The 23,196-nt window shown below is 73.3% G+C and carries 19 protein-coding genes; 9 read left to right on the top strand and 10 right to left on the bottom strand.

What is annotated here, in order from left to right; all coding sequences use genetic code 11:
- Positions 1 to 13 precede the first annotated feature (13 nt).
- The 5 genes from AB0C69_RS10515 to AB0C69_RS10495 form a co-directional block, all read right to left on the bottom strand.
- Positions 14 to 661: a tetratricopeptide repeat protein gene (locus AB0C69_RS10515; protein WP_353831925.1), complete on the bottom strand. Its 648-nt coding sequence runs from the start codon at positions 659 to 661 to the stop codon at positions 14 to 16.
- A gap of 81 nt (positions 662 to 742) precedes the next feature.
- Entirely contained in the window at positions 743 to 2,077 is a 1,335-nt protein-coding gene (locus tag AB0C69_RS10510) for an NYN domain-containing protein (RefSeq protein ID WP_353831926.1), read from the bottom strand.
- Between the two features lie 276 nt (positions 2,078 to 2,353).
- Entirely contained in the window at positions 2,354 to 3,694 is a 1,341-nt protein-coding gene (locus tag AB0C69_RS10505; RefSeq protein WP_360352364.1) for a sigma-70 family RNA polymerase sigma factor, read from the bottom strand.
- 182 nt (positions 3,695 to 3,876) lie between these two features.
- Positions 3,877 to 5,466: an alkaline phosphatase D family protein gene (locus AB0C69_RS10500; protein WP_360352361.1), complete on the bottom strand. Its 1,590-nt coding sequence runs from the start codon at positions 5,464 to 5,466 to the stop codon at positions 3,877 to 3,879.
- 104 nt (positions 5,467 to 5,570) lie between these two features.
- Positions 5,571 to 6,557: an NAD-dependent epimerase/dehydratase family protein gene (locus tag AB0C69_RS10495; RefSeq protein ID WP_360352358.1), complete on the bottom strand. Its 987-nt coding sequence runs from the start codon at positions 6,555 to 6,557 to the stop codon at positions 5,571 to 5,573.
- Between the two features lie 126 nt (positions 6,558 to 6,683).
- Between AB0C69_RS10495 and AB0C69_RS10490 the strand changes: the two genes are divergently transcribed.
- From AB0C69_RS10490 to AB0C69_RS10465, 6 genes are all read left to right on the top strand, one after another.
- Positions 6,684 to 7,034: a YciI family protein gene (locus AB0C69_RS10490; RefSeq protein WP_345171348.1), complete on the top strand. Its 351-nt coding sequence runs from the start codon at positions 6,684 to 6,686 to the stop codon at positions 7,032 to 7,034.
- 11 nt (positions 7,035 to 7,045) lie between these two features.
- Entirely contained in the window at positions 7,046 to 8,272 is a 1,227-nt protein-coding gene (locus AB0C69_RS10485) for a sigma-70 family RNA polymerase sigma factor (RefSeq protein ID WP_360352354.1), read from the top strand.
- A gap of 165 nt (positions 8,273 to 8,437) precedes the next feature.
- Entirely contained in the window at positions 8,438 to 8,857 is a 420-nt protein-coding gene (locus AB0C69_RS10480; RefSeq protein ID WP_345171344.1) for a hypothetical protein, read from the top strand.
- A gap of 1 nt (position 8,858) precedes the next feature.
- Positions 8,859 to 9,530 (top strand): hypothetical protein, encoded by a 672-nt coding sequence (locus tag AB0C69_RS10475; RefSeq protein ID WP_360352351.1) that lies wholly within the window; start codon positions 8,859 to 8,861, stop codon positions 9,528 to 9,530.
- A 121-nt stretch (positions 9,531 to 9,651) separates the two neighbouring features.
- Positions 9,652 to 10,038: a roadblock/LC7 domain-containing protein gene (locus tag AB0C69_RS10470; RefSeq protein ID WP_360352348.1), complete on the top strand. Its 387-nt coding sequence runs from the start codon at positions 9,652 to 9,654 to the stop codon at positions 10,036 to 10,038.
- A gap of 65 nt (positions 10,039 to 10,103) precedes the next feature.
- Positions 10,104 to 10,475 carry a hypothetical protein gene (locus AB0C69_RS10465; protein WP_345171338.1) on the top strand — a complete coding sequence of 124 codons (372 nt, stop codon included), beginning with the start codon at positions 10,104 to 10,106 and terminating at the stop codon, positions 10,473 to 10,475.
- 51 nt (positions 10,476 to 10,526) lie between these two features.
- On the opposite strand, the gene clpB is transcribed toward AB0C69_RS10465, so the two are convergent.
- The 5 genes from clpB to dnaK form a co-directional block, all read right to left on the bottom strand.
- Positions 10,527 to 13,124, bottom strand: coding sequence for an ATP-dependent chaperone ClpB (clpB, locus tag AB0C69_RS10460; protein WP_345171336.1), 2,598 nt, complete (start codon positions 13,122 to 13,124; stop codon positions 10,527 to 10,529).
- Positions 13,125 to 13,218: 94 nt separating this feature from the next.
- Positions 13,219 to 13,665 (bottom strand): helix-turn-helix transcriptional regulator, encoded by a 447-nt coding sequence (locus AB0C69_RS10455; RefSeq protein ID WP_360352344.1) that lies wholly within the window; start codon positions 13,663 to 13,665, stop codon positions 13,219 to 13,221.
- Between the two features lie 5 nt (positions 13,666 to 13,670).
- Positions 13,671 to 14,840 (bottom strand): molecular chaperone DnaJ, encoded by a 1,170-nt coding sequence (dnaJ, locus tag AB0C69_RS10450; protein WP_360352341.1) that lies wholly within the window; start codon positions 14,838 to 14,840, stop codon positions 13,671 to 13,673.
- An 84-nt stretch (positions 14,841 to 14,924) separates the two neighbouring features.
- Positions 14,925 to 15,578 carry a nucleotide exchange factor GrpE gene (gene grpE, locus AB0C69_RS10445; RefSeq protein WP_360352338.1) on the bottom strand — a complete coding sequence of 218 codons (654 nt, stop codon included), beginning with the start codon at positions 15,576 to 15,578 and terminating at the stop codon, positions 14,925 to 14,927.
- Between the two features lie 73 nt (positions 15,579 to 15,651).
- The gene (gene dnaK / locus AB0C69_RS10440; protein ID WP_360352335.1) at positions 15,652 to 17,517 is read right to left on the bottom strand and encodes a molecular chaperone DnaK; all 1,866 of its coding nucleotides are present in this window, start codon (positions 17,515 to 17,517) and stop codon (positions 15,652 to 15,654) included.
- 763 nt (positions 17,518 to 18,280) lie between these two features.
- Here dnaK and AB0C69_RS10435 point away from each other — a divergent pair.
- The 3 genes from AB0C69_RS10435 (at position 18,281) to AB0C69_RS10425 (ending at position 23,151) form a co-directional block, all read left to right on the top strand.
- A complete protein-coding gene (locus tag AB0C69_RS10435) occupies positions 18,281 to 21,148 on the top strand; it encodes a S8 family serine peptidase (RefSeq protein WP_360352332.1) in 2,868 nt (955 codons plus the stop codon).
- A gap of 135 nt (positions 21,149 to 21,283) precedes the next feature.
- A complete protein-coding gene (locus tag AB0C69_RS10430; protein ID WP_360352329.1) occupies positions 21,284 to 21,922 on the top strand; it encodes an RNA polymerase sigma factor in 639 nt (212 codons plus the stop codon).
- Positions 21,919 to 23,151 (top strand): CU044_5270 family protein, encoded by a 1,233-nt coding sequence (locus AB0C69_RS10425; protein ID WP_360352326.1) that lies wholly within the window; start codon positions 21,919 to 21,921, stop codon positions 23,149 to 23,151. Before AB0C69_RS10430 ends, AB0C69_RS10425 begins: the two co-directional genes overlap by 4 nt.
- Positions 23,152 to 23,196 lie beyond the last annotated feature (45 nt).

Raw genomic sequence — 23,196 nt, 5'->3', positions numbered from 1 at the left:
ACAGGGCCCTGAGTTACCCGTTCTTCAAAAGGTCGTCGAGGAGGGCGTCGTAGTCGTCTTCGCTTCGCCCCAGGTCGATGCGGGCTCGGTAGCGGAGGCGCAGGAGGGCCTCAAGACTGTCCTCGGCCAAGGCGACGTCGTCCGGGCCGGGGGTGAGGGAGTCGGCGTCCGGGGACGGCGCCTCGTCGGGGCCGCCGCCCATGCCCGTGCCCACGGCGCGGTCGCGGAGTTCGAGGACGACGTCGGCTCCGCTGGTGGCCCACTCGTGGGCACCGGTGGCGTCGCCCTGGGCGTAGAGCACCTCGGCGACGGCGCGGTACACCTCGGGGTCGCGCGGCTTGTCGGCGCGGATCTGGTCGACCAGGGCGCGGGCCTCGTCCCCGCGGCCCAGCTCGAAGAGCGCGTCGGCGAGGTAGGCGCGCGGGTCGCCGTAGGTCTCGCCGCCGTCCTCCATGGCCCGGCGGTACAGCTCGGCGGCCCGGGCGTGGTCGCCGGCGTGCTGCCACTGCTCGCCCGCCCGCAGCAGGACGTTGGCGCGTGAGACTCCGCCCGACACCGACTCGGCCAGCTCGGACAGCCTGCGGGCCGCCGAGATGTGATCGCCGGTGCGCAGGGTGTCGAACTCCAGGTCGTCGAGATCGTCTTCCGTCACATGCGTCACGGTTCAACGCTACCCGGCGCCGCCCGGCCGAAGCGGGCGAATCGATGATGATCGTGGAATACCGGGGCTAACGACGTCAGGTCACCTGCGGGAACGTTCGAGCGCGTCCCAGAAGCCGCGGCGCAGGGCGTGGCGGACCTCGTCGTGCAGCAGGAAGTCTATGGGCAGCGAGGAGCCCTGCAGGAGCCGGGCCTCGAGGTCGGACGGCATGCGCGGCTTGCGGGCGAGGACCGCCTCCAGCCACAGCGCGGGGGCGTCGCGGGCGACGGACTCGCCGAAGTCCTGGCCTTCCTGGTGGGCGGCCTTGACGGCGTCCGAGAGGGTCGGGGTCTGCTGCACCGGGACGGGGGAGATCTGCTGCGGGCCGGTGTAGGGGCCGTGCTGGCCGCCGGACGGCGACGGCTGCGGCTGGAGCGTCTGCGGGGGAGGCGGCGGGGAGGGCGCCGGGATGGGGGACGAGGTGTACTGCGGGCTGGGGGCCGGCGGCGCGGGCGGAGACGGGGCCTGCGTCGAGGACGGCCCGGCCGGGGCGGGATTCGGCGGGAGCGGCAGCCCGCCGGTGCCGTAGGACGATCCGGCGAGCCCGCCGCCCGTGCCACCGGGCAGCGGCATGGGCCCGGTGCCGATGCCGTGCCCGCCGGTCGGGGAGGACCCGCCGCCCAGCCCGCCGGTCATGGCCGGGCCGAGGTCGCGGACCGCCGGAGCCGGCGAAGGGGCGGGCGCGGGGGCCGGGGTCGCGGGCGGGATGCTCAGCGGGGAGGCGGGCGGCGGCCCGTTGCCGGCGGGGCTCTGGAGCGGCCCGAGCGAGGAGGCGTGCCCGTTCGTGCTTCCGTGCCCGTTGGACAGCGGGCTCGTCCCGAGCGAGGAGCCCCCGTCGACGCCGGTGAGCAGGTTGACGTAGGGGCGCAGGTGGCTGGAGCCGATCTCGATGAGGTCGTCGCACTCCTGGCGCAGCACCCGGGAGATCGTCCAGTTGCCGTCGACGGCGACGTGCACGACCGTGACGCGGACGCCGAGGTCCTGCGCGTCCGCGACGACCTGGGCGAGGTCCTCGTCGCCGCTGACCAGGACGGCGTCGGCGAGCGCCGAGTTGCGGGCCAGGGCCATCAGGTCGCGGTGGATCTCGGTGTCGACGCCCTCGCGGCGGCCGGGGCGGATGCGGCCGAGCCGCAGCTTGAGGCCCGGCAGGTCGGCCAGCGCGTCGTGCTCGGGGTTGCGGCGCCCCTCGACCGTCGCCTCGTACCAGTAGCAGCGCAGCAGCGGCATGCCGGTGCGCTCCCTGGCGAGGTTGCCGAGGAGTTGCAGGAGGCCGCCGAAGTCCCACGAGACGGTCTCGCGATGGCGCGTGCCGTGTACCGCCATGGCACCGTCCGCCAGCAGGTAGCCGGCGTCCACGAACAGGGCGCAGCGATCCATGCGGCACCGCCCTTCCTCAACACGGGAGCTCACAGCGTGCCCATTTCGGCGTAGCGACCCCGGGCGCTTATAGCGTAGTGAAGCCCGTCTGCCCGGTAGGCCGTTACGGCGATTCGCCACTCTTTCATGGCAAGCCGCCGGTTGGCGACTCCTCGGTAACAAGGATTCGGGAGCCGCGGCGGACGCTACCAGCCCTTCAGGCTCCGTCCGGCCCTTCCGAAGGATCTTTACGGGAAGAATCAGATGGCGGGGTCAGTGCAGGCGTGCCCGCGACCCTCACTTCAACCCGGGAGGGCGGCCGTGACCGCGGGCATCGCCGCGGGAGGCGGCGTGGTGCCGTATGAAGCGGATGTCGCCGCCTGGCGTGTCGACGTCCACGTGGACGCGCACCTCGACCGGCAGCAGCGGCACCCGCACTTCGATGTGGACCAGCAGGCCTCCAGGGCGTTCGACGGGACTGGGCGGGGGCGGGGCGGGCTCGGAAGGCCTGCTGACGTGCGGCGGCCTCACCCAAGGCTTCGGCGCCGGGCGGGGCGGCGTGGCCCGGGGGCGGGCCGCCGGCCGGACGGGGGCCTGCTTCTTCGCGAGCGGCTTCGCCGCCGGCGGCCTGACCGCGGGCGGTTTCGCGGCGGGCCGGACGGCGGGCGGGGCGACCGGCTCGGCGGCGGCGGGCGGCGGTGTGCGAGGCGGGGGGACGGGCCGGTCGTCGGACACGAGCGTGAGGGCGAGCGCCACCGCGCAGGCGGCGGCCACCACGGACCCCGCGAGCACCTGCTGCCGGCCTTTGGGCAGATGCCGTGCCCACAGGAGGAAGCCGCCCTTGGACGCCAGGTAGGCGGTGCCCGCCGAGCCCAGGACGAGCGGCCCGATGACGTCGCGCAGTGCCGTGTTCACCTGCGCCAGTTCCGTGTGGAGGCCCTTGCAGCGCTTGCAGCCGTCCAGATGGCGCCCGACCCGGCGGGAGTCGCGGCCCGGCAGCGCGTCGCGAACGTAGGCGCCGAGCTTGTCCAGGACGGGACGGCACGCGTCGCCGGGGTCGAGGCCGTCGAGGTGCATCTGGAGGTAGGCCTGCCGCAGCCCCTCGCGGGCCCGGTAGGCGAGCGCGGCGGCGCCGTTCGCGGTCAGGCCCAGGATCGGGGCGACGTCGGCGGGCTTCTCGTCCTCGACCTCGGTGTGCCAGAGGACGGTCTGCCACCGCTCGGGCAGCGACAGGAAGGCCCGCGCGACCATCGAGCGTTCCAGCCTCTCGACCGCGGGGTCGTCGAAGGGCTCCTCGACCTCGTACGCCTCGATGTCGCCGGTGTGGTGGACGCGCCGGTCGGCGCGCTGCCGGTCGTAGACCGTCCGCCGGACGGCCGTCAGCAGGTAGGGCCGGAAGCCGGAGTCGGGCCCGCCGCCGCGCCTGAGCACGGAGAGGACCTTGGCGAACGCGTCCTGGACGGCGTCCTCGGCGGCGTCGCGCCCGGCCAGATGGCCGGCGAGCCGGCGCGCGGCGGGCAGGTGCCGCTGGTAGAGCGTGCCGTAGGCGGCGTCGTCGCCCTCGCGGGTCCGGGAGATGAGTGCGGCATCGCTCGGCTCGGCGCCGCCGGGCGCCGCCACCTCGTCCCCTGGTCCCATGCTTGCTCATTGTGACTGATTGACCACCTGTTGTCGCTCATTTTGGTCACAGATATCTGCGGGAGCCGCGTCATAGCCGGGACACGGCGCCGTTGGAGGGGTGTGGACGGCGTCTGGGCGGGGTCGTCCACGCGGCGGGTGCGTTCGTTTCATCGAGGGGGTGAAACGAACGCACCCGTCCGTCACGTGATCTCGGTGCGCCCCATCTCGGACATCGTGCCGCTGGTCCCGGGCGTCTCCCACCGCACGCCGCAGGCGCTTCCGGACAGCTCGACGGTGGCGATGGCGTTGTCGAACCAGGGGCCGTTCGTCATCCGCCACCGGATCGGCGGCGCGGGCACCTTCGCCAGCCTCGCCAGGACGCGGAACGGCCGGCCGGCGGCCCGCGAGTAGGCGATGCGGTTCGCCCACCGGAACTTGCCCTCCAGCGGGTTGCGCAGGGGCGAGCAGACGATCTGGGTGATCTTCGACTGGGTGGCGGGCGCGGTGATCCGCGCCAGGTAGGAGTAGTGGATGTCGCCGGACAGGAACGAGATGCTCGCCGGCGCGGGGCCGCGCTCCCCGCGCCCGACGGCGACGACGCCGGCGGCGACGGCGCGGAACGACCTCTCGAACGCGGCCCAGTGCTCCAGGTCGGCGGCCTGGCGGATCTTCTCGCCGACCGCCGCGCCGCGCCTGCCCCACGCGCCCTCGGCCACGGCCTCGTTCCACGACTCGGCGTGGTGGATGGCCATGGGGAGCAGGAAGGGGAGCGAGCTGGCGATGAGCAGGTGGTCCATGCCGCCCTGGCACTGGCCGTCCAGCCAGTCGAACTCCTCGTCGTCGAGCATGCCGCGCCGGTCGTCGGTGAGGAGGCGGGAGCACCGGCTGTCGACGACGATCAGGCGCGTGCCGGCCCAGTCGTGGGCGTAGCTCCAGCGCGTGGTCTCGGGCTGCTTGTCGGCCTTCTCGGCGAACGCGTCGAGGACGGCGCCCGCGTCGCCGGTCTCGTCGGAGGCGGCCCGGACGGCCGCGAAGACGGGGTCGGACGCCCGGTCCTGAGGCGACATGTTCCCGAGGTGCTGGTAGATCCAGTACGACCCGATGCCGCCGGTGATGCGCGCCTTCCACCAGGGCTGGGACCACATCTCCCGGCGCCAGGTGTACGAGGTGTTCCAGTCGTCGCGGATGTCGTGGTCATCGAAGATCGTGAAGGTGGGGACGGTGGACAGCAGCCACCGGACGGCGGGGTCGTCGTGCCAGGCGAGCTTGTAGAGCTGGGTGTAGTCCTCGTAGTCGGCGACCTCGTCGTCCGGCGGCGAGCCCGGGGCGCGGCGGCCGCTGATGAACTCGCGCATCTGGGGGGTCAGCTCGTCGGCGTACACCTGGTCGCCGACCATGAGCAGGACGTCCGGCCAGACGGTGTCCTCCCCGCCGGTCCGGAGCCTGTCGGCGAATGCGGTGAGGGCGTCGTGCCCGTACTCCTCCACGGTCCCGGGCGAGCGGCGGCAGGAGCCGAAGGAGATGCGCAGCTCGCCGTGCTCGCGCAGCGTCCTGATGCGGGACGGGGGGAACCCGGCGCCGGCCTCGGGCCAGACGGTCTCGCCGTCCGCCTCCACCTCGTACGGGATCCGCGCCCCCGGCTCCAGCCCGTCGATCTCGACGACGGCGTAGTGGTGGCCGTGCGCCGTGAAGGTGCGGGCGGCGGCGTCCACCCCCTGCTCCCGGTTGACGACCCTGACCTCGCACGGACGATCGGTCTCCACCCAGATCGTCGCGGTGCGGTGACTCACGTGCCGGAGGTGGGGGCCGAGTACCAAAGCGGTCATAGAACGCCTCTCTAGCGGACGGGCGCCGATGTGTCCACAGCGCGGCCGGCCCGCGCCCGCACCGGAGGTCAGCGGGAGCCCAGGACCTCGGCCTCCTTCTCGGGGGGCAGACCGACCACGGGACGGTCGGGGCGCTGCGGAGCGCTGCCGCCTATCGACCGGAGCCAGGCCCAGGTGTCCGCGACCGTCTCCTGGACGGGCCTGCACCGCAGCCCCGCGGCGAGAGCCTTGCCGACATCGCCCCGGTGCAGGGTGTCGTACGCCTCCCCGGGCGGGAGCCAGACGGGAAGGTCGGTCCACGGCTCGATGCCCGCTTCCAGAATCGCTTCGGGGGCCGTCCAGACGAGATTCGCCTCCGCCCCCGTCACGTCGACGCAGGACTGGAGCAGTTCCTCCATCGTCGTGTGGCCGGGTGGGCTGACCAGGTCGTAGGGGCCGCCGAGCCCGCGTTCGACGGCGTCCAGGGTCCAGACGGCGAGGTCCCGCACGTCGATGTACTGCAGGCCGACGTCGCGCGGGCCGGGCGCCAGGACGTCGCCGCCCCGTGCCATGCGCGTCAGCCACCAGGGCAGCCGCCCGATGTTCTCGTACGGGCCCAGGATGAGGCCCGCCCGGACCAGGAGGGCGTTGTCCCCGTAGACGTCGAGCGCCGCGAGTTCGCCTCCGCGCTTCGCCTCCGCGTAGTCGACGTCGCCGTCGTCCGGGGAGCCGTCCACGACCTCGGCTTCTTCGCCGAGCCCGTACGGTTCCGGGTACCGGTACACCGAGCGGCTGGAGATGTAGGCGTACCGCGTGACGCGTCCATCGAGCAGGCGCGCTGTGTTCCGGACGACGAACGGTGCGGCGGACCAGGTGTCGATGACGGCGTCCCACTCTCCGTCCTCAAGCGCCTTGAGACCGCCCTCCGCGGTGCGGTCGCCGTGCAGCGAGACGACTCCCTGGGGCGGCTCGTGGCGCCCTCTGTGGAAGACCGTGACGTCCCAGCCGCGGGCAAGAGCCTCTTCGGTGATCGCCCGTCCGACGAACTCCGTCCCGCCCAGCATCAGAAGCCTCATGGAAGAACTCTGCCTTCCGTACCGGCCGGGTGTCGAAATCGGGTGGGCCCGAGTGTCGACAGAGTGACGGCCCCCGGCGACGAGTTTCGGAGCCGGCGAGGGTCACCACCTACAGGAGGAGGAACGATGCACTACCTGATGCTGATCTGCGGGGTCGAGGAGCAGGAGATGAGCCCCGCCGAGCAGGACGCGATGATCGCCGACACCGAGGCGTGGGTGAAGGAGATGGACGGCCGCGGCGTCCGGAGGTTCGGCGACCGGCTGCGCCTCACCGACACCGCGACCACCGTGCGCGTGCGGGACGGCGAGACGCTGCTGTCGGACGGGCCGTTCGCCGAGACCAAGGAGCAGATCCTCGGCTTCGACCTGATCGACTGCGCCGACCTGGAGGAGGCGCTCGACGTCGCGTCCCGGCACCCGTCGGCGCGGCGCGGCTCGATCGAGGTGCGGCCGCTCTGGCCGTTCGGGGAGGAGTGACGGAGACAGCAGTGACGGATGCGGGGCGTGCGGTCGCGGCGGCCTTCCGCGAGGAGTGGGGCCGGGTCGTCGCGACCCTCATCCGCATGACGGGCGACTGGGACCTCGCCGAGGAGTGCGCCCAGGAGGCGTTCGCGCGCGCCCTCGAACGCTGGCCGGACGACGGGGTGCCGCGCCGGCCGGGCGCCTGGCTGACCACGACGGCCCGCAACCACGCGCTGAACCGGATCCGGCGCGGCGCGACGGAGACCGCGAAGCTCAGGGAGCTGGGGGCGATGGCGGACGCGGAGGAGGGGCCGGACCCGGGCGGCCCGCCCGACGACCGGCTCCGGCTGGTCTTCACCTGCTGCCATCCGGCGCTGCCGGTCGAGGCCCGCGTGGCGCTCACGCTGCGCACGGTCCTCGGCCTGACCACCGGGGAGATCGCGCGAGCGTTCCTGGTCGCCGAGCCCGCGATGGCGCAGCGCCTCGTCCGGGCCAAGCGGAAGATCCGCCAGGCGGGCATCCCGTACCGGGTGCCGCCCGCGCACCTGCTGCCGGAGCGTACGGCGGCGGTCCTCGGCGTCGTGTACCTGCTGTTCAACGAGGGGTACGCGGCGACCGAGGGCGCCGACCCGGTGCGCGCCGGCCTGTGCGCGGAGGCGATCCGCCTCGCCCGGCTCCTGCGCGGCCTGGCCCCGGACGACCCGGAGGTCGCCGGGCTCCTCGCGCTCCTGCTGCTCCAGCACTCGCGGCACGCCGCGCGGACGGACGGGGCCGGCGACCTGGTCGCCCTGGAGGACCAGGACCGGAGCCGCTGGGACCGCGCGGCGATCGCCGAGGGCGCCGCGCTCGTGGACGAGGCCCTCCGCCGGGGCGAGCCCGGCCCCTACCAGGTGCAGGCGGCCATCGCCGCGTGCCATGGCGCCGCGCGCACGGCGGGCGAGACCGACTGGCCGCAGATCGCCGCCCTGTACGGAAGGCTCGAAGCGCTGGTGTCCGGGCCCGTCGTCCGGCTCAACCGGGCCGTCGCGGTGGCGATGGCGGACGGCCCCCTGGCGGGCCTGGCGCTGGCCGACCGCATCGAGGGCCTGGACGGCTACCACCTGTTCCACGCCACCCGCGCGGACCTCCTGCGTCGCCTCGGCCAGTCCGAGGAGGCCGCCGCGGCCTACCGGGAGGCGCTCGCGCTGGCCCGCGCCGACGCCGACCGCCGGTACCTGGCCCGCCGCCTCGGCGAGGTCCGGCGCACGTGCTGACGCGGTTGCGGACGACCCCCAACCGGCGGGGCGGTGGGAACCGATTCCGGGGGCGACGCCTCGCACCGACCCTGACCGCCCGTCATACCAGGCGGTATTTATACCCCATACATGATTGTCTCGGGAAAATTGCGGATAAGTCTTGCGAGCGGCAATGTTCTGGCTATGGTCGAGTCCTTGCAACTCTCATTCGGTGGGGAAATGGGCTTGGGCATTGACGGGTGCCTCGCGTCGATGATGACCATTCCGGGGGCGCGGCGGGTCACGCTGGTCGACTGCGCCAGCGGGCTCGCCGTGGCGGCGGCCGGCCGGGAGGACGTCCTCGACCAGCACGAGGACGCCGCCGGCGCGACCGACGTGGTGCGGGCGGTGCTGGCGTCGCCGGCGCTCAGCGCCACCGCGGCGGGGGACGACGTCGAGGAGATCATTGTCTGCGGAACGGACGGATATCATTTGCTGGCCCTTACCGGAGCGAATCTCGACGGACATCTGTTCGTCCATTTACTGCTCGACCGGGAAAGGGGCAACATCGCGCTCGCCCGGCTCCGCGTGCGCGATCTCCTCGGCGAGATCACGGGCGGATGACATGGCGGACGCGAACGCGGGATGGGTCGCCGGGGCCCTGGCGGCCCTGGAACACGAGAAGGCCACCGGCCTGCTGCGGGTGGGCGGCGACGGCGCGTTCCATGTCGACCGCGGGGCCGTCACCCTCGCCGAGAGCCGGCACACGCCGGGCCCCGGCGACCTCCCGGACGGGCCCGACCGGGAACTGGCCGGTCTGCTCGCGATGTTCGACGCCGCCTGCCTCCTCCTCGCCTCGCGGGCCGAGCCGGCGTTCACCGAGGGACCGCCGAGCGGCGGCCCCCGGCGGGTCACCGTGGCGACGCTCGTCCACGAGCAGCGCCGCCGCCGCGCCCTCCTCGACGCCGCCTGGCCCGACGGGAGCGTCGACGTCGCGCCGGTGGTGCCGGTCCGGCGCGTCCGGAGGCAGCGCGTCATCCTGACCGGCCTCCAGGCGGAGATCCTGCTCAACGCCGACGGCAGGCGCACCCCCGCCCAACTGGCCCGCGAGCTCGGGCGGACGGTGTTCGCGTGCCTGCTCGCCGTGCGGGGGCTCGCCGCGGCGTCGCTGGTGCGGACCGGCCCGCCGGACGGGCCCGGCGCCCCGCCCGTCCGCGAGGAGGTCCCCGCCGACTGGGCGCCCGCGGACCACGACCTGCTCGTCCGGCTCCACGCGGCGCTGGTGGAGTTCGGCTGACCGTGCTGGGGACCGAGTGGCTCACTTGATCGAAAGGCTGGCGAAGGTGGCGAAACGAGCGGGGGCCGGCCCGGCGGGCGCACCGGGCACGCCGGGCGCACCGGCCGCGGGGGCCGCTGCGGTGCGCGCGACGGAGCAGGCGGTGGCGGCGGAGCTGAGGTCGCTGCGGACCCGTGTCCCGCGGCTCGACGGGAGCCTCGTGGCCTCGGTGGACGGGCTGCTCATCGCGCACGACCTGCCCGGGGCCGTCGAGCCCGCCGGCATGGCGGCCGTGACGGCGACGGGCCTGTCCCTCGCCCACCGGATCGCGCAGACCGCGCACGGCGGCGCCTTCCACGAGGTCGTGATCCGCGGCGTGGACGGCTACGTGGTCATCTACGCCGCCGGACCCACCGCGTCCCTCACCGTCCTCGCCGACCCGGACGTCAACGTGGGCCGCCTCCACCTGGAGTCGCGGCCCGCCGCCCGCGCCATCGCCGCCCACCTCACGGGCGCGCGCCGCCCCTGACGGCGCGGCGCCACGCAACGAAGCGCACGACAACGAAGCGCACACGACAAGGAAAGGGGAGCACCATGTCCAATCTCGATCTCGCGCTCAAGGACATGATGACGATCGACGGGGCCATCGGCGTCGCCGTCGTCGACTACAACAGCGGGATGGCCCTCGGCCAGCTCGGCAGTTCCAAGGCCCTCGACCTGCAGGTCGCGGCCGCCGGGAACACCGAGGTGGTGCGCGCCAAGCTCCGCACGATGGACCAGCTCGGCATCAAGGAGGAGATCGAGGACATCCTCATCAGCATCTCCAGCCAGTACCACGTCATCCGGCCGGTCACCGGCCGCAAGGGCAAGGGGCTGTTCCTCTACATGGCGCTCGACCGCGCCCGCGGCAACCTGGCGCTCGCCCGCCACCGCCTCCGCGAGATCGAGGAGAACCTCGAGGTCTGACGGAACGCGAAGGCGGCCTGGGGAGAGAACCCCCGGGCCGCCTTCACGCGGTCACTTCGTCATCTTCAGGCCGCTCGACGGCTGGACGGTCAGGCGGTCGGCGGCCTCGTCGAGGTCGACGACCACCTCGTCGCCGTCGCGGACCTCACCGGACAGCAGCTCGCGGGCGAGCTGGTCGCCGATCGCCGTCTGCACCAGCCGGCGCAGCGGCCGCGCGCCGTACAGCGGGTCGTAGCCGGTCAGCGCCAGCCACTCGCGGGCCGCGGGCGTGACCCGCAGCGTGAGCTGCCGGTCGGCGAGGCGGTCGGCCAGCCGGTCCACCTGGAGGTCGACGATCCGGGTCAGCTCGTCGGTCGACAGGGCGTCGAACAGGATCACGTCGTCCAGGCGGTTGAGGAACTCCGGCTTGAACGAGTTCCGGACGGCGTTCCACACCGCCTCCCGCTTGGCCCCGTTCTCCAGCGTCGGGTCGACGAGGAACTGCGACCCGATGTTGGAGGTGAGGATCAGGATCGTGTTGCGGAAGTCGACCGTGCGGCCCTGGCCGTCGGTGAGGCGGCCGTCGTCCAGCACCTGCAGCAGGATGTCGAAGACCTCCGGGTGCGCCTTCTCCACCTCGTCCAGCAGGACCACCGAGTACGGGCGGCGCCGGACGGCCTCGGTGAGCTGGCCGCCCTCCTCGTAGCCGATGTATCCGGGCGGCGCGCCGACCAGGCGGGCGACGCTGTGCTTCTCGGAGTACTCGCTCATGTCGATGCGGGTCATCGCCCGCTCGTCGTCGAACAGGAACTCCGCGAGCGCCTTCGCCAGCTCCGTCTTGCCGACGCCCGTCGGGCCGAGGAACAGGAACGAGCCGGTCGGCCGGTCGGGGTCGGAGATGCCCGCGCGGGCGCGGCGCACCGCGTCCGACACCGTGCGGACCGCGGTCTCCTGGCCGATCAGCCGCCTGCCGAGCTCGTCCTCCATGCGCAGCAGCTTCGCGGTCTCGCCTTCGAGCAGCCGCCCCGCCGGGATGCCCGTCCAGGACGCGACCACGTCGGCGACGTCGTCCGGGCCGACCTCCTCCTTGACCATCGTGTCGCGGGTCTCGGTCGCCTCCGACGCCTCCTCCAGCTGCTTCTCCAGCGCCGGGATCTCGCCGTAGACGAGCCGCGAGGACGTCTCCAGGTCGCCGTCGCGCTCGGCCCGCGCGGCCTCGCCGCGCAGCTGGTCGATCCGCTCCTTGATCTCGCCGACCCGGTTCAGCTCCGCCTTCTCCCGCTCCCAGCGGGCGTTCAGGCCGCTCAGCTGCTCCTGCCGGTCGGCGAGGTCGGCGCGGAGCCGTTCGAGGCGCTGCCGGGACGCCTCGTCGGTCTCCTTCTCCAGGTTCATCTGCTCCATCTTCAGCCGGTCGACGGCGCGCTGCAGCTCGTCGACCTCGACCGGCCGGGAGTCGATCTCCATGCGCAGCCGGGACGCGGCCTCGTCCACCAGGTCGATCGCCTTGTCCGGCAGGAACCGGGAGGTGATGTAGCGGTCGGACAGCGTCGCCGCCGCCACCATCGCCGAGTCGTTGATCTGCACCTTGTGGTGCGCCTCGTACCGGCCCTTCAGCCCGCGCAGGATCGCGATCGTGTCCTCGACGGTCGGCTCCCCGACGAACACCTGCTGGAACCGGCGCTCCAGGGCGGCGTCCTTCTCGATCCGCTCCCGGTACTCGTCCAGCGTCGTCGCGCCGATCATCCGCAGCTCGCCGCGGGCCAGCATCGGCTTCAGCATGTTGCCGGCGTCCATCGCGCCCTCGGCCGCGCCCGCCCCGACGACGGTGTGCAGCTCGTCGATGAACGTGACGACCTGCCCCTCGCTCTTCCTGATCTCGTTGAGGACGGCCTTCAGCCGCTCCTCGAACTCGCCGCGGTACTTCGCGCCCGCGACCATCGCGCCGAGGTCCAGCGAGACCAGCCGCTTGCCGCGCAGCGACTCGGGGACGTCGCCCGCGATGATCCGCTGGGCCAGGCCCTCCACCACGGCCGTCTTGCCGACGCCGGGCTCGCCGATCAGCACCGGGTTGTTCTTCGTCCGGCGCGACAGCACCTGGATCACCCGGCGGATCTCCGGGTCGCGGCCGATGACCGGGTCGAGCCGGCCGTCGCGGGCCGCCGCCGTCAGGTCGACGCCGTACTTCTCCAGCGACTGGTAGGTGCCCTCGGGGTTCTCGCTGGTGACGCGGGCGTGGCCGCGCACCTTCTCGAACGCCTCCAGCAGCGCCTCGGGCGTCGCGCCGAACTCCTTCAGCAGGCCCGCCGCCGGACCGCCGTCCGCCGCCAGCCCGACCAGCAGGTGCTCGGTCGAGACGTACTCGTCCTCCAGCTGCTGCGCCCGGTTGGCCGCCGTGTTGACCGACCGCTGGAGCTGGCCGGACAGCCGCGGCGTCGCCACCGTCGACCCCTGCGCCTTCGGCATCGCCGCGAGCTGCTCCTCCGCCCGCCGCCGGATCACCTGCCAGTCGGCGCCGACCGCCTCCAGCAGCGGCACCGCCGTCCCGTCCGGCAGCCCGATCAGGGCCACCAGCAGGTGCTGCGGGTCCACCTCGGGGTGCCCCTCGGCCGCCGCCCTGCGGACCGCGATCGACAGCGCCTCCTGGCTCTTCTGCGTCAGCTTGTAGTCCATCGCCCCACCCCGTGCTCTTCCTTCCGGGGCAACCCCCAGACCCCTGCCTTGTCAATCTGGGGGACAACCCCCAGACCCCCGGCACTGCCTTTGTTCAGTCCGAGTCGCGCTCGTGCCACACCACGACGCTCGTGCGCCTGATGGGCACGAGGTCGGCGCCGGGAGTGCCGCCCGGCTCCCCGTGCCGCCGCTGCTGCGCGAGCCGCGCCGCGACCGCCCGGGTCGATTCGAGTTCGTTCGCGAGGTCCTCCAGCGCCGCGTGCGCCTTGCCGAGCTCCTCGCGGAGCCGCACGTTGTCGCGCTGCAGCTCCAGGATGTGCTTGATGCCGGACAGATTGATGCCCTCCTCCTGGGAGAGCCGCTGGATCTCGCGGAGCATCACGATGTCCCGCATCGAGTAGCGGCGTCCCCGGCCCGCCGTCCGGCCGGGGGACACCAGGCCCATCCGGTCGTAGGTGCGCAGCGTCTGCGGGTGCAGTCCGGACAGCTGCGCCGCCACGGAGATCACGTAGACCGGAGTGTCGTCGCCGAAGGGATCCATGAAGATCACTCCTGTCTGGCCTGCTGGAGGAGGTCCGCGCGCAGGTCCTCGCCGGCGCCCGCCGTCCGGAGCCGGTCGAGCGCCTCGCGCGCCTGCTCGTCGAGCTTCTGCGGGACGTGCACGTCGACCGTGACCAGCAGGTCGCCCTTCGTGCCGTCGCGCCGCGGCGCGCCCCGGCCCTTCACGCGGAACGTGCGGCCGTTCGGGGTGCCCTCGGGCAGCTTCAGCGTGACGGGCTGCCCCTGGAAGGTCGGCACCCGGATCTCGCCGCCGAGCGCCGCCTCGGGGAACGTCACCGGGACGGTCAGCGTCAGGTTGTCGCCGCTGCGCCCGAACACCTGGTGCGGCAGCACCTTGATGTTCACGTACAGGTCGCCGGCCGGGCCGCCGTTCTCGCCGGGCGCGCCCTTGCCCTTCAGCCGGATCTTCTGCCCGTCCGCGACGCCCGCCGGGATGCGGGCCTGGATGGTCCGCGTGCCGGTCGCGCGGCCGCTGCCGTGGCAGATCGGGCACGGGTCGTCCACGACGAGGCCCCGTCCGCGGCACTCCTTGCACGGCTCCTGGAAGCCGAAGTTGCCGAGGTTGCGGGTCTCGTGCCCGGTGCCCTCGCAGCTCGGGCACACCCGCGGCACGGTGCCGGCCTTGGCGCCCGTCCCGCGGCAGCCGTCGCAGGCCGCCTCGCTGGTCAGCTTGATCGGAACGGTGACGCCGTTCATCGCGCGGCCGAACGACAGGGTCACCTCGGTCTCGACGTCCGCGCCGCGCCGCGCGCGCCGCGTCCCCGCCGTGCGGGTGCCACCACCGCCGCGGCCGCCGAACAGGCCGCCGAACAGGTCGCCGATGCGCTCTCCGGCGCCGCCCGGCTGCGTCCCGCCGGTCTGGCCGAACAGGTCGCCGAGGTCGAACCCGAATCCGCCGCCCTGCTGGCCGCGGAAGCCGCCCGGCATCGAGCGCACCGCGTCGTACTCCTTGCGGCGCTTCTCGTCCGACAGGACGTCGTAGGCCTCCGAGACCTCCTTGAAGCGGTCCTCGGCCTCGGCGTCGCCCTTGTTGGCGTCCGGGTGGTACTTGCGCGCCAGCTTCCGGTAGGACTTCTTGATCTCCTCCTGCGAGGCCGACTTCGCGACACCGAGGACCTTGTAGTAGTCCTTCTCCAGGTAGTCCTTGGTGCTCACGGCGCCCCGCCTTCTGCTATCGCCACATGCCACATGTCTTCGGGCCCCTGCGGGGCCCGCCCTCGCGGGCGGGCCCCGTGGGGATCATTCGCTCGTTTCGTCGTCCGCCTCGTCCGGCCCGCCGCCGGACTCCCCGGCTCCGGAGTCCGGAGCGGGGTCGGCCACCGCCACGCGGGCGGGCCGCAGGACCCGCTCGCCGATCCGGTAGCCGGGCTGCAGGACGTCGGTGACGCTCGTCTCGGTCACCTCGGCCGAGTGCGAGTGCATCAGCGCCTCGTGCACGACCGGGTCGAAGGGCTCGCCCTTCTCCCCGTACCGCTCCAGGCCGAGCTTGCCGGTGACCGCCTCAAGGCTCTCCGCGACGGACTTGAAGCCGCCGGTGAGCTCCTCGTGCTCCCGGGCGCGGCCGATGTCGTCCAGCACCGGGAGCAGCTCGGACAGCACCTGCCCGAGGGCCTGCTCGCGGACGGCGACCCGGTCGCGCTCGACGCGCTTGCGGTAGTTGTCGTACTCCGCCTTCAGGCGCTGGAGGTCGGCGAGCCGCTCCGCCAGCTGGGTCTTCAGCGAGGAGTCCTCCCCGCCCGTGGCCTTGGCGCCGGCCCCGTCCACCGGGGCCTCCGGGGCCGCGGGGGTCTCCCCCGCCTGCGCCCGGACCTCCCCGGTCTCGGGATCGATGCGCCGCTTGTCGCGGATCACCGGGCCCTCCTTCTCCTCGCCCCCGTTGGGAGAGGACGTCACGACGCACCACCCTTCTGGGGGACGCCCCCCAGACCCCCGGGGTGGAGGGCCGAAGATCCTCGCTTCGCTGCGGTCATCGGCCCTCCTCCTTCGGCTTGTCCTCGTCGACGATCTCGGCGTCGACGACCTCGTCGTCCTGCGGCTGGCCGCCCTGGGCGCCGGCCGTCGGCCCGTGGTCCTCGGCGCCGGCCTGGGCGCCCTCGGGGTTCTGCGCGTACATCGCGGCGCCCATCTTCTGGCTCACCTGCGCGAGCTTCTCGGCGCTGCCCTTGATCGCGTCGACGTCGGTGCCCTCCAGGGCCTTCTTGACCTCGGCGACCGCGTCGTTCACCTCGGTCTTCAGCTCCGCGGGGACCTTCTCGTCGTTCTCCCGCAGGAACTTCTCGGTCGAGTACGCGAGGGTGTCGGCCTGGTTGCGGACCTCGGCCTCCTCCTTGCGCCGGCGGTCCTCCTCGGCGTACTGCTCGGCGTCGCGCATCATCTTCTCGATGTCGTCCTTGGGCAGCGCGCTGCCGCCCGTGATGACCATCGACTGCTCGCGGCCGGTGCCCTGGTCCTTCGCGCTGACGTTCACGATGCCGTTGGCGTCGATGTCGAAGGTGACCTCGATCTGCGGGACGCCGCGCGGCGCCGGCGGCAGACCGGTGAGCTGGAAGGTGCCGAGCTTCTTGTTGTACGCGGCGATCTCGCGCTCGCCCTGGTAGACCTGGATCTCCACGGACGGCTGGTTGTCGTCGGCGGTGGTGAACGTCTCCGACCGCTTGGTCGGGATCGTGGTGTTCCGCTCGATGATCTTGGTGAAGATGCCGCCCTTGGTCTCGATGCCGAGGCTCAGCGGGGTCACGTCCAGCAGCAGGACGTCCTTGACCTCGCCCTTGAGCACGCCGGCCTGGAGGCTGGCGCCGATCGCGACGACCTCGTCGGGGTTGACGCCCTTGTTCGGCTCCTTGCCGCCGGTCAGCTCCTTGACCAGCTCGGATACCGCGGGCATCCGGGTGGAGCCGCCGACCATGACCACCTGGTTGATCTCGTTCACCGAGATGCCGGCGTCCTTCAGCACCTGCTGGAACGGCGCCTTGGTGCGCTCCAGGAGGTCGGAGGTCATCCGCTGGAACTCGGCGCGGGTGAGCTTCTCGTCCAGGTGCAGCGGGCCCTCGGCGGACGCGGTGATGTAGGGCAGGTTGATCTGCGTCTCGGACGAGCCGGACAGCTCGATCTTGGCCTTCTCCGCGGCCTCGCGGAGCCGCTGCAGCGCCATCTTGTCCTTGGACAGGTCGACGCCGTTGGCGTTCTTGAAGCGCTCGACCAGCCAGTCGACGACCTTGTTGTCCCAGTCGTCGCCGCCCAGGTGGTTGTCGCCGCTGGTGGCCTTCACCTCGACCACGCCGTCGCCGACCTCCAGCAGGGACACGTCGAACGTGCCGCCGCCGAGGTCGAACACCAGGATGGTGGCCTCGTTCTCCTTCTCCAGGTGGTAGGCCAGCGCCGCCGAGGTCGGCTCGTTGATGATGCGCAGGACGTTCAGGCCCGCGATCTGGCCGGCCTCCTTGGTGGCCTGGCGCTGGTGGTCGGAGAAGTAGGCGGGGACGGTGATGACCGCGTCGGTGACCGTCTCGCCCAGGTAGGACTCGGCGTCCCGCTTGAGCTTCTGCAGCACGAACGCGCTGATCTGCTGCGGGTTGAAGTCCTTGTCGTCGATCTTGGTCTTCCAGTCGGTGCCCATCTCGCGCTTGACCGACCGGATCGTCCTGTCGACGTTGGTCACCGCCTGGCGCTTGGCGACCTCGCCGACCAGGACCTCGCCGTTCTTGGCGAAGGCGACGACGGACGGCGTGGTCCGCGACCCCTCCGCGTTCGCGATGACGGTGGGCTCGCCGCCCTCCAGGATCGCGACGACCGAGTTGGTCGTCCCGAGGTCGATGCCGACCGCACGTGCCATGTTTCTCGTCCTCCGTCGTATCCGGTGGTATCGCAGCCCCGGTCGCCCCCGAGGCGCGGCCGGTTGAGTCTTCTGCCCGCTAGGTTGCCCGGCGATCTCATCCTTGTCAAATGACTTGAGTCGGCCGGACTCAACTTTGCTGACGACCTCTACAACAGGACGAGTGAGCGCCCTATTCCGGTTCCCGGCGCGGTCCCGCCGGCGCCGGCCGTGAACTCGATCGGCCTCTGCGGGTGATCAACATCGACCGTCCCATCGCGGGACGGCGATGGCAGAGGAGACTCGATGACCCACAGACGCCGGAGCCGGGCCCTGCTCGGCCTCCTGACGGCGGCCGGGGCGCTGGCCGCGGTCCCGCCGCCCGCGCACGCCGCGCCGAGCCCCTCGGGCGGCCTGGACACCCGCGGTTCCTGGAAGGTGACCCTGCTGACCGGGGACGTGGTCGCCGTCCGGACGGTCAGGGGCAGGCCCCCGCTCGTCTCGGTGACCCCCGCACCCGGGCGGGAGAAGCGCGCGTTCCGCAAGGAGATCCGCCCGGACGGGCACGTCGTGGTCGTCCCGATCGACGTCGCCGGGCTGGTCGGCCGGCTGATCGACCCCGAGCTGTTCGACGTGACCGCCCTGGTCGCGCAGGGCTACGACGACGCCCGCAGCAAGGACCTGCCGCTGATCGTCCAGCGCGGCAAGGACGCGCGCTCCCTGTCGGCGCTCGGAGGGACGCTCGACAAGACGCGGGACCCTGCCGAGCATCGGCGCCGTCGCCGTGCGGCAGCCCAAGAGCGACGCGAGCGCCCTCGGCAGGACGCTGGCCGGGCTGCGAGGCCCCTCCCTGAAGGCGACGGGCGGGATCCGGCACATCTGGCTGGACGGCAAGGTCAAGGCGAACACCGCCCCGACCGCCCCCGCCGCCGGGCGGCTCGACCGCAACCTGCGGCAGGTCGGCGCGCCGGAGGCCTGGCGCGCCGGATACACCGGCAAGGGCGCGAAGGTCGCCGTCCTGGACACGGGCGTGGACGCCGGGCACCCCGACCTCAAGGGACGCATCGCCGAGACGAGGAACTTCTCCGAGTCGGCCGGCACCGCCGACCGGTTCGGGCACGGCACGCACGTCGCCTCGACCGTCGCCGGGACGGGCGCCGCCTCGGACGGGCGGCGCAAGGGCGTCGCCCCGGACGCGGACCTGCTGATCGGCAAGGTCCTCGACGACGAGGGCTCCGGCACCGACTCCAGCGTGATCGCCGGAATGGAGTGGGCGGCGCCGCGCGCCGACGTCGTCAACATGAGCCTCGGCGGCGCCCCCACCGACGGCGCGGACCCCCTCTCGCTGGCCCTGAACGACCTGACGAGGCGGCACGGGACGCTGTTCGTCGTCGCGGCCGGCAACGACGGCCTGGTCGGGTCGGTCGGTTCGCCCGGCACGGCCGACGCCGCGCTGACCGTCGGGGCGGTCGACGCCCGCGACCGGCTCGCGGAGTTCTCCAGCCGGGGGCCGCGCGGCCACGCCGCCAAACCGGAGATCGTCGCGCCGGGCGTCGACATCGTCGCCGCCCGCGCCGAGGGCACCGCCATGGGCACCCCGACCGGGGCGGCCTACACGAAGTCGTCCGGGACGTCGATGGCCACGCCGCACGTCGCCGGCGCCGCCGCGCTGCTCGCCGCGAGGCACCCGGACTGGGGGCCGGCCCGCCTCAAGGCCGCCCTCGTCGGGACGGCCGACCCCGCGACCGGCGGCGACGCCTACGAGCGCGGCGCCGGACGCCTCGACGTCGGGGAGGCCGCGAAGAGCCCCGTCCTCGCCGCGCAGAGCATCGTCGATCTCGGCACGTCCCGGTTCCCCCAGCACGGCGCGCTGTCGACGAAGCTCGGCTGGACGTCCCAGTCGTCCGGCCCCGTCCGCCTGCGGTTGAGCGTGAAGGTCGTCGACCGCCGCGGGCACGCGGCGGACGGCGCGGCGAGCGTCCCGGCGGCCGTGGACGTCCCGGCGGGCGGCGCCGGCGAGGCCCCGCTGACCGTGAACGCGGCCGAACTCGCCGACCGTCCCGGCCTGTACACGGCCGTGGTGACGGCGAAGGGCGGCGGCGCCGTCCTCGAAACGCCCGTGACGTTCTACGTCGAGCCCCCGTCGCACGACCTCACGATCAGGGCCACGCCGCTGCCCGGCACCGACCCCGCGAACTTCTCCGCCTCCGCGACGGTGGTCAATCTGGCCGACATGGCGCTGTTCTCCGAGTGGGTCGACGCCACCGGAACGGCGAAGGTCCGCGTCCCCGACGGCCGCTACGCGGTCCTCGGCAACGTGGACGACTTCGGCGACTGGCGTTCGGCCCTCGCCGGCGACCCCGAGGTGGTCGTCGGAGGGCCCGCGACCGTCACGCTCGACGGCGCCGCCGCCGTGCGGGTCGGCGCGCGCGTCGAGGGCGTCGAGACCGAGCAGACGATGATGTCCGCGGACATGGTCCGCGACGCCGGCCAGGGGCTGTGGTGGTTCAGCGCCTACTCCTTCGATCCCGCGAACGCGCCCGTGTACGCCCAGCCGATGGGCGGCGTCCAGACCGGGACGTTCAGCGCGTACACCAACCACCGGCTGACCGCGCCCGGCACGGTCTACGACGTCGTCCACCCGCTGGGCGGCGGAATCCCCGCCGACCCGGCGCACGTGGTCACCGGCGCCGAGCTCAAGCGGATGGCCCGCGTCGACCAGGAGTTCGCCGCGTTCGACGGGGATCTGGGCATCCCCATGAGCGAGAAGCGCTACGGCATCAGCCCGGAGGGCCTGCTGACCTTCGACGCGGCCGGCGACGTCAAGCCCGGGACGTCCCGGACCGACTACGTCTCGACCGTCCCCGGCATGCTGTGGGGCGACGAGGGGTTCGTCAAGTTCGGTGAGGAGTTCTGGGTGGACCAAGGGCCCTTCGGCAAGCTGGAGCCGGGCGAGCGGGTCTCCGCCCGCTGGGGCCTCCAGCCGCTGCGCCCCGGACCCTACTCGGGCACCGGCGTCACGCCCAGCGGCTGCGCCCGCTACCCCGCGGCCCGCACCGGGCAGAGCATGCGCGTCGCGATCGTCGACCTCCAGACCCGCCCGGACGGCTTCGACTGCGCCATGCACGAGGTGAAGGGGCACATGGCGCTGTTCGCCGACGACCAGAAGGTGGGCGAGAAGGACGGCCCGTTCGGGGAGTTCACCGTCCCGTCCGGCGAGGCGGACTACCGGCTGACGTACGACAACGACGCGTCGGCGATCCTCCCGGTGTCGACCCGCACGTCGACGTCCTGGACGTTCCGCTCCCGCGAGCCGCGCGGCGGCAGGAGCGCCAACCTCCCGCTCCTGCTCGTCGACTACGACCTGAACCTCGACCTGCGCAACCAGCCGTCCGGTGAGCCCGCCGTGTTCACCGTCGCGCGGATGGCGGGCTCCGGCCGGGCCGAGGTCACCGGGCTGCGCTTCCGGACGTCCGTTGACGACGGCGGGACCTGGCAGGACGTCCAGGTGAGGCCACTCGGCGGCGGGCGGTTCGCCGCGCCGCTCCCGGCGCCCGTCAAGGGGCAGGCCGTCTCGCTGCGCGTCACCGCGCAGGACGCGGGCGGCAGCGGCGTCGACCAGCGCGTCATCCGCGCCTACCGCGTCCGGTAGCCGCGCCGCGAAAGGGCCGCACGCGCCTCTCGTCCGGTCGTCCGGGCGGGGGGCGCGTGCGCGTGTGAAGGGTGATCGGGGGATCGGTTGAGAGCGGGGTGACCGAGCACTCCCCCCGACGACGAGGATCACTCCATGGCCCACCACCACCCGCCGGACCCCGGGTCCCGGTCCGGTGCGGAGCCGGGCGCGTCCGGCTCCGACGCCTCGGACGCGGCGGCGATCGTCCGGTCGCGGCGCGATCCCGCCGCGTTCGCGGAGATCTTCCACCGGCACTTCTCCGCGATCCACGGGTACGCGGCGCGGCGCCTCGGCGTCGACGCGGCGGACGACATCGCCGCCGAGACCTTCCTCGCCGCGTTCAACAAGCGCGGCCGTTTCGACCCCGACCGGGGGACGGTCCGCCCGTGGCTGTACGGGATCGCGACGCGGCTGATCGGGCTGCACCGGCGCGCGGAGGGCCGCCGCTACCGGGCGCTGGCGCGCACCCCCGCCGAGCACGTCCAGGACGGCCACGAGGACCGGGTCACGGCGCGCGTCACCGCCGGCGGGGCGGGCGCGGACCTCGCCGACGCGCTGGCCCGGCTGCCGCGCGGCGACCGGGACGTCCTGCTGCTGGTGGCCCTGGCCGACCTGACCTACGAGGAGGTCGGGCAGGCGCTCGGCCTCAAGACGGGCACCGTCGCGTCCCGCCTGCACCGCGCCCGGCGCCGCCTGAGGGAGTCGCTCGGCGGAACCCATCCCGCGCTGATCGTTGAGGAGACGCCCGCGTGAACGAGATCGACATGAACGAGACGGCCCGGGTCCGGCGGCTGCTGGGGGAGCCGCCGCCCCCGTCGGCAGAGGCGTCGGCGCGGGCGCTGGCCCGGCTGGAGGAGGCGATGGCGCCGGGCGGGAGGCACGTCCGGCCCTCCGGGGCGGGGCGGCGGCGCTTCGGCCGGTCGCTCCACCTGGGCGCGGGGCTCGTCGCGGCCGGGGCGGCGGCGGCCGTCGCCATCGTGGCCACCGGCCAGGGCTCCCCGGGTTCGCCGCCGGACGCGCCGCCCGCCTCCGTCGACCTGGGCAGGCAGGCGGTGCTGGTGGCGGCGGACAGGGCCGCCGAGCAGCCGACGGGCAACTACTGGTCCGCGGAGAGGCTCAGCGGTCAGGCCTACGTGGTGCGGGCGCGGACGGGCACGTACGCGATCTTCGGCGCGCACGACGAGACGTTCAACTGGACCGGCGCGAAGAAGGGGATGGGCGAGGCGTACTACAGCCGCGACCTGCCGGCGCGTCCGCAGACCCCGGCGGACGAGGCGCTGTGGCGCAAGGCCGGGTCGCCGTCGAACATCCGCGTCTGGTCCAACGACCACTACTACACCTACAGCACCAAGGCGACGAAGTGGCGGTCGGAGGGCCCCGAGGTCGGCGTCGACCCGGAGGGCGGCGGGGTGTTCCTGGACAAGTCGGTTGAGGAGCTGCGGAACCTGCCGACCGACCCGGCCAGGCTCGCCGCGATGTTCCTCGACGACGACGCGATGGGGCGGGCCGCGGGCCTGAACCCGAAATCCAAGAAGGCGAAGGCCGAGGCGCTGCGCATGGGCCCCGCCCAGACCGCCACCCTCAAGATCATGCGGGTGTCCGGGCTGCTCGGCACCCCGCTCCCGCCGAAGGTGCGGGCGGGCCTGATGAAGGCGCTGGCCGCGCAGCCGGGCATCCACGCGATCGGCCACGTCACGGACCCGCTGGGCCGCCGGGGGGTCGCGCTGGCGGCCGGGGAGCGCGATGTCACGATCACCGCGGAGTACGGCACGCCGAAGGCCGAGCAGGGGACCTACCGCGCCCGCCAGACGATCGTCTTCGACGAGCGGACCGGCGCGCTGCTGTCCCGGCAGTACGTGCTGACCCGGCCGGGCGGCCCGTACGCGCGGATGAAGCCGGGCTTCGTCATCGAGTACCAGGCCGTCCGCTCGGCGGGCTGGACCGACGCCAAGCCGAAGCCGCCCGCGGAGCTGCCCTTCTGATCCGTCCTCGACCGGGTCGCGCGCGCAGGCCCCCCGCCCGCTACC

The sequence above is a fragment of the Actinomadura sp. NPDC048032 genome, from assembly GCF_040653175.1.
Lineage (GTDB): Bacteria > Actinomycetota > Actinomycetes > Streptosporangiales > Streptosporangiaceae > Spirillospora > Spirillospora verrucosospora.
The sequence above is the reverse complement of the archived record's forward strand: the minus strand, read 5'-3'. Positions and strand labels throughout refer to the sequence as shown.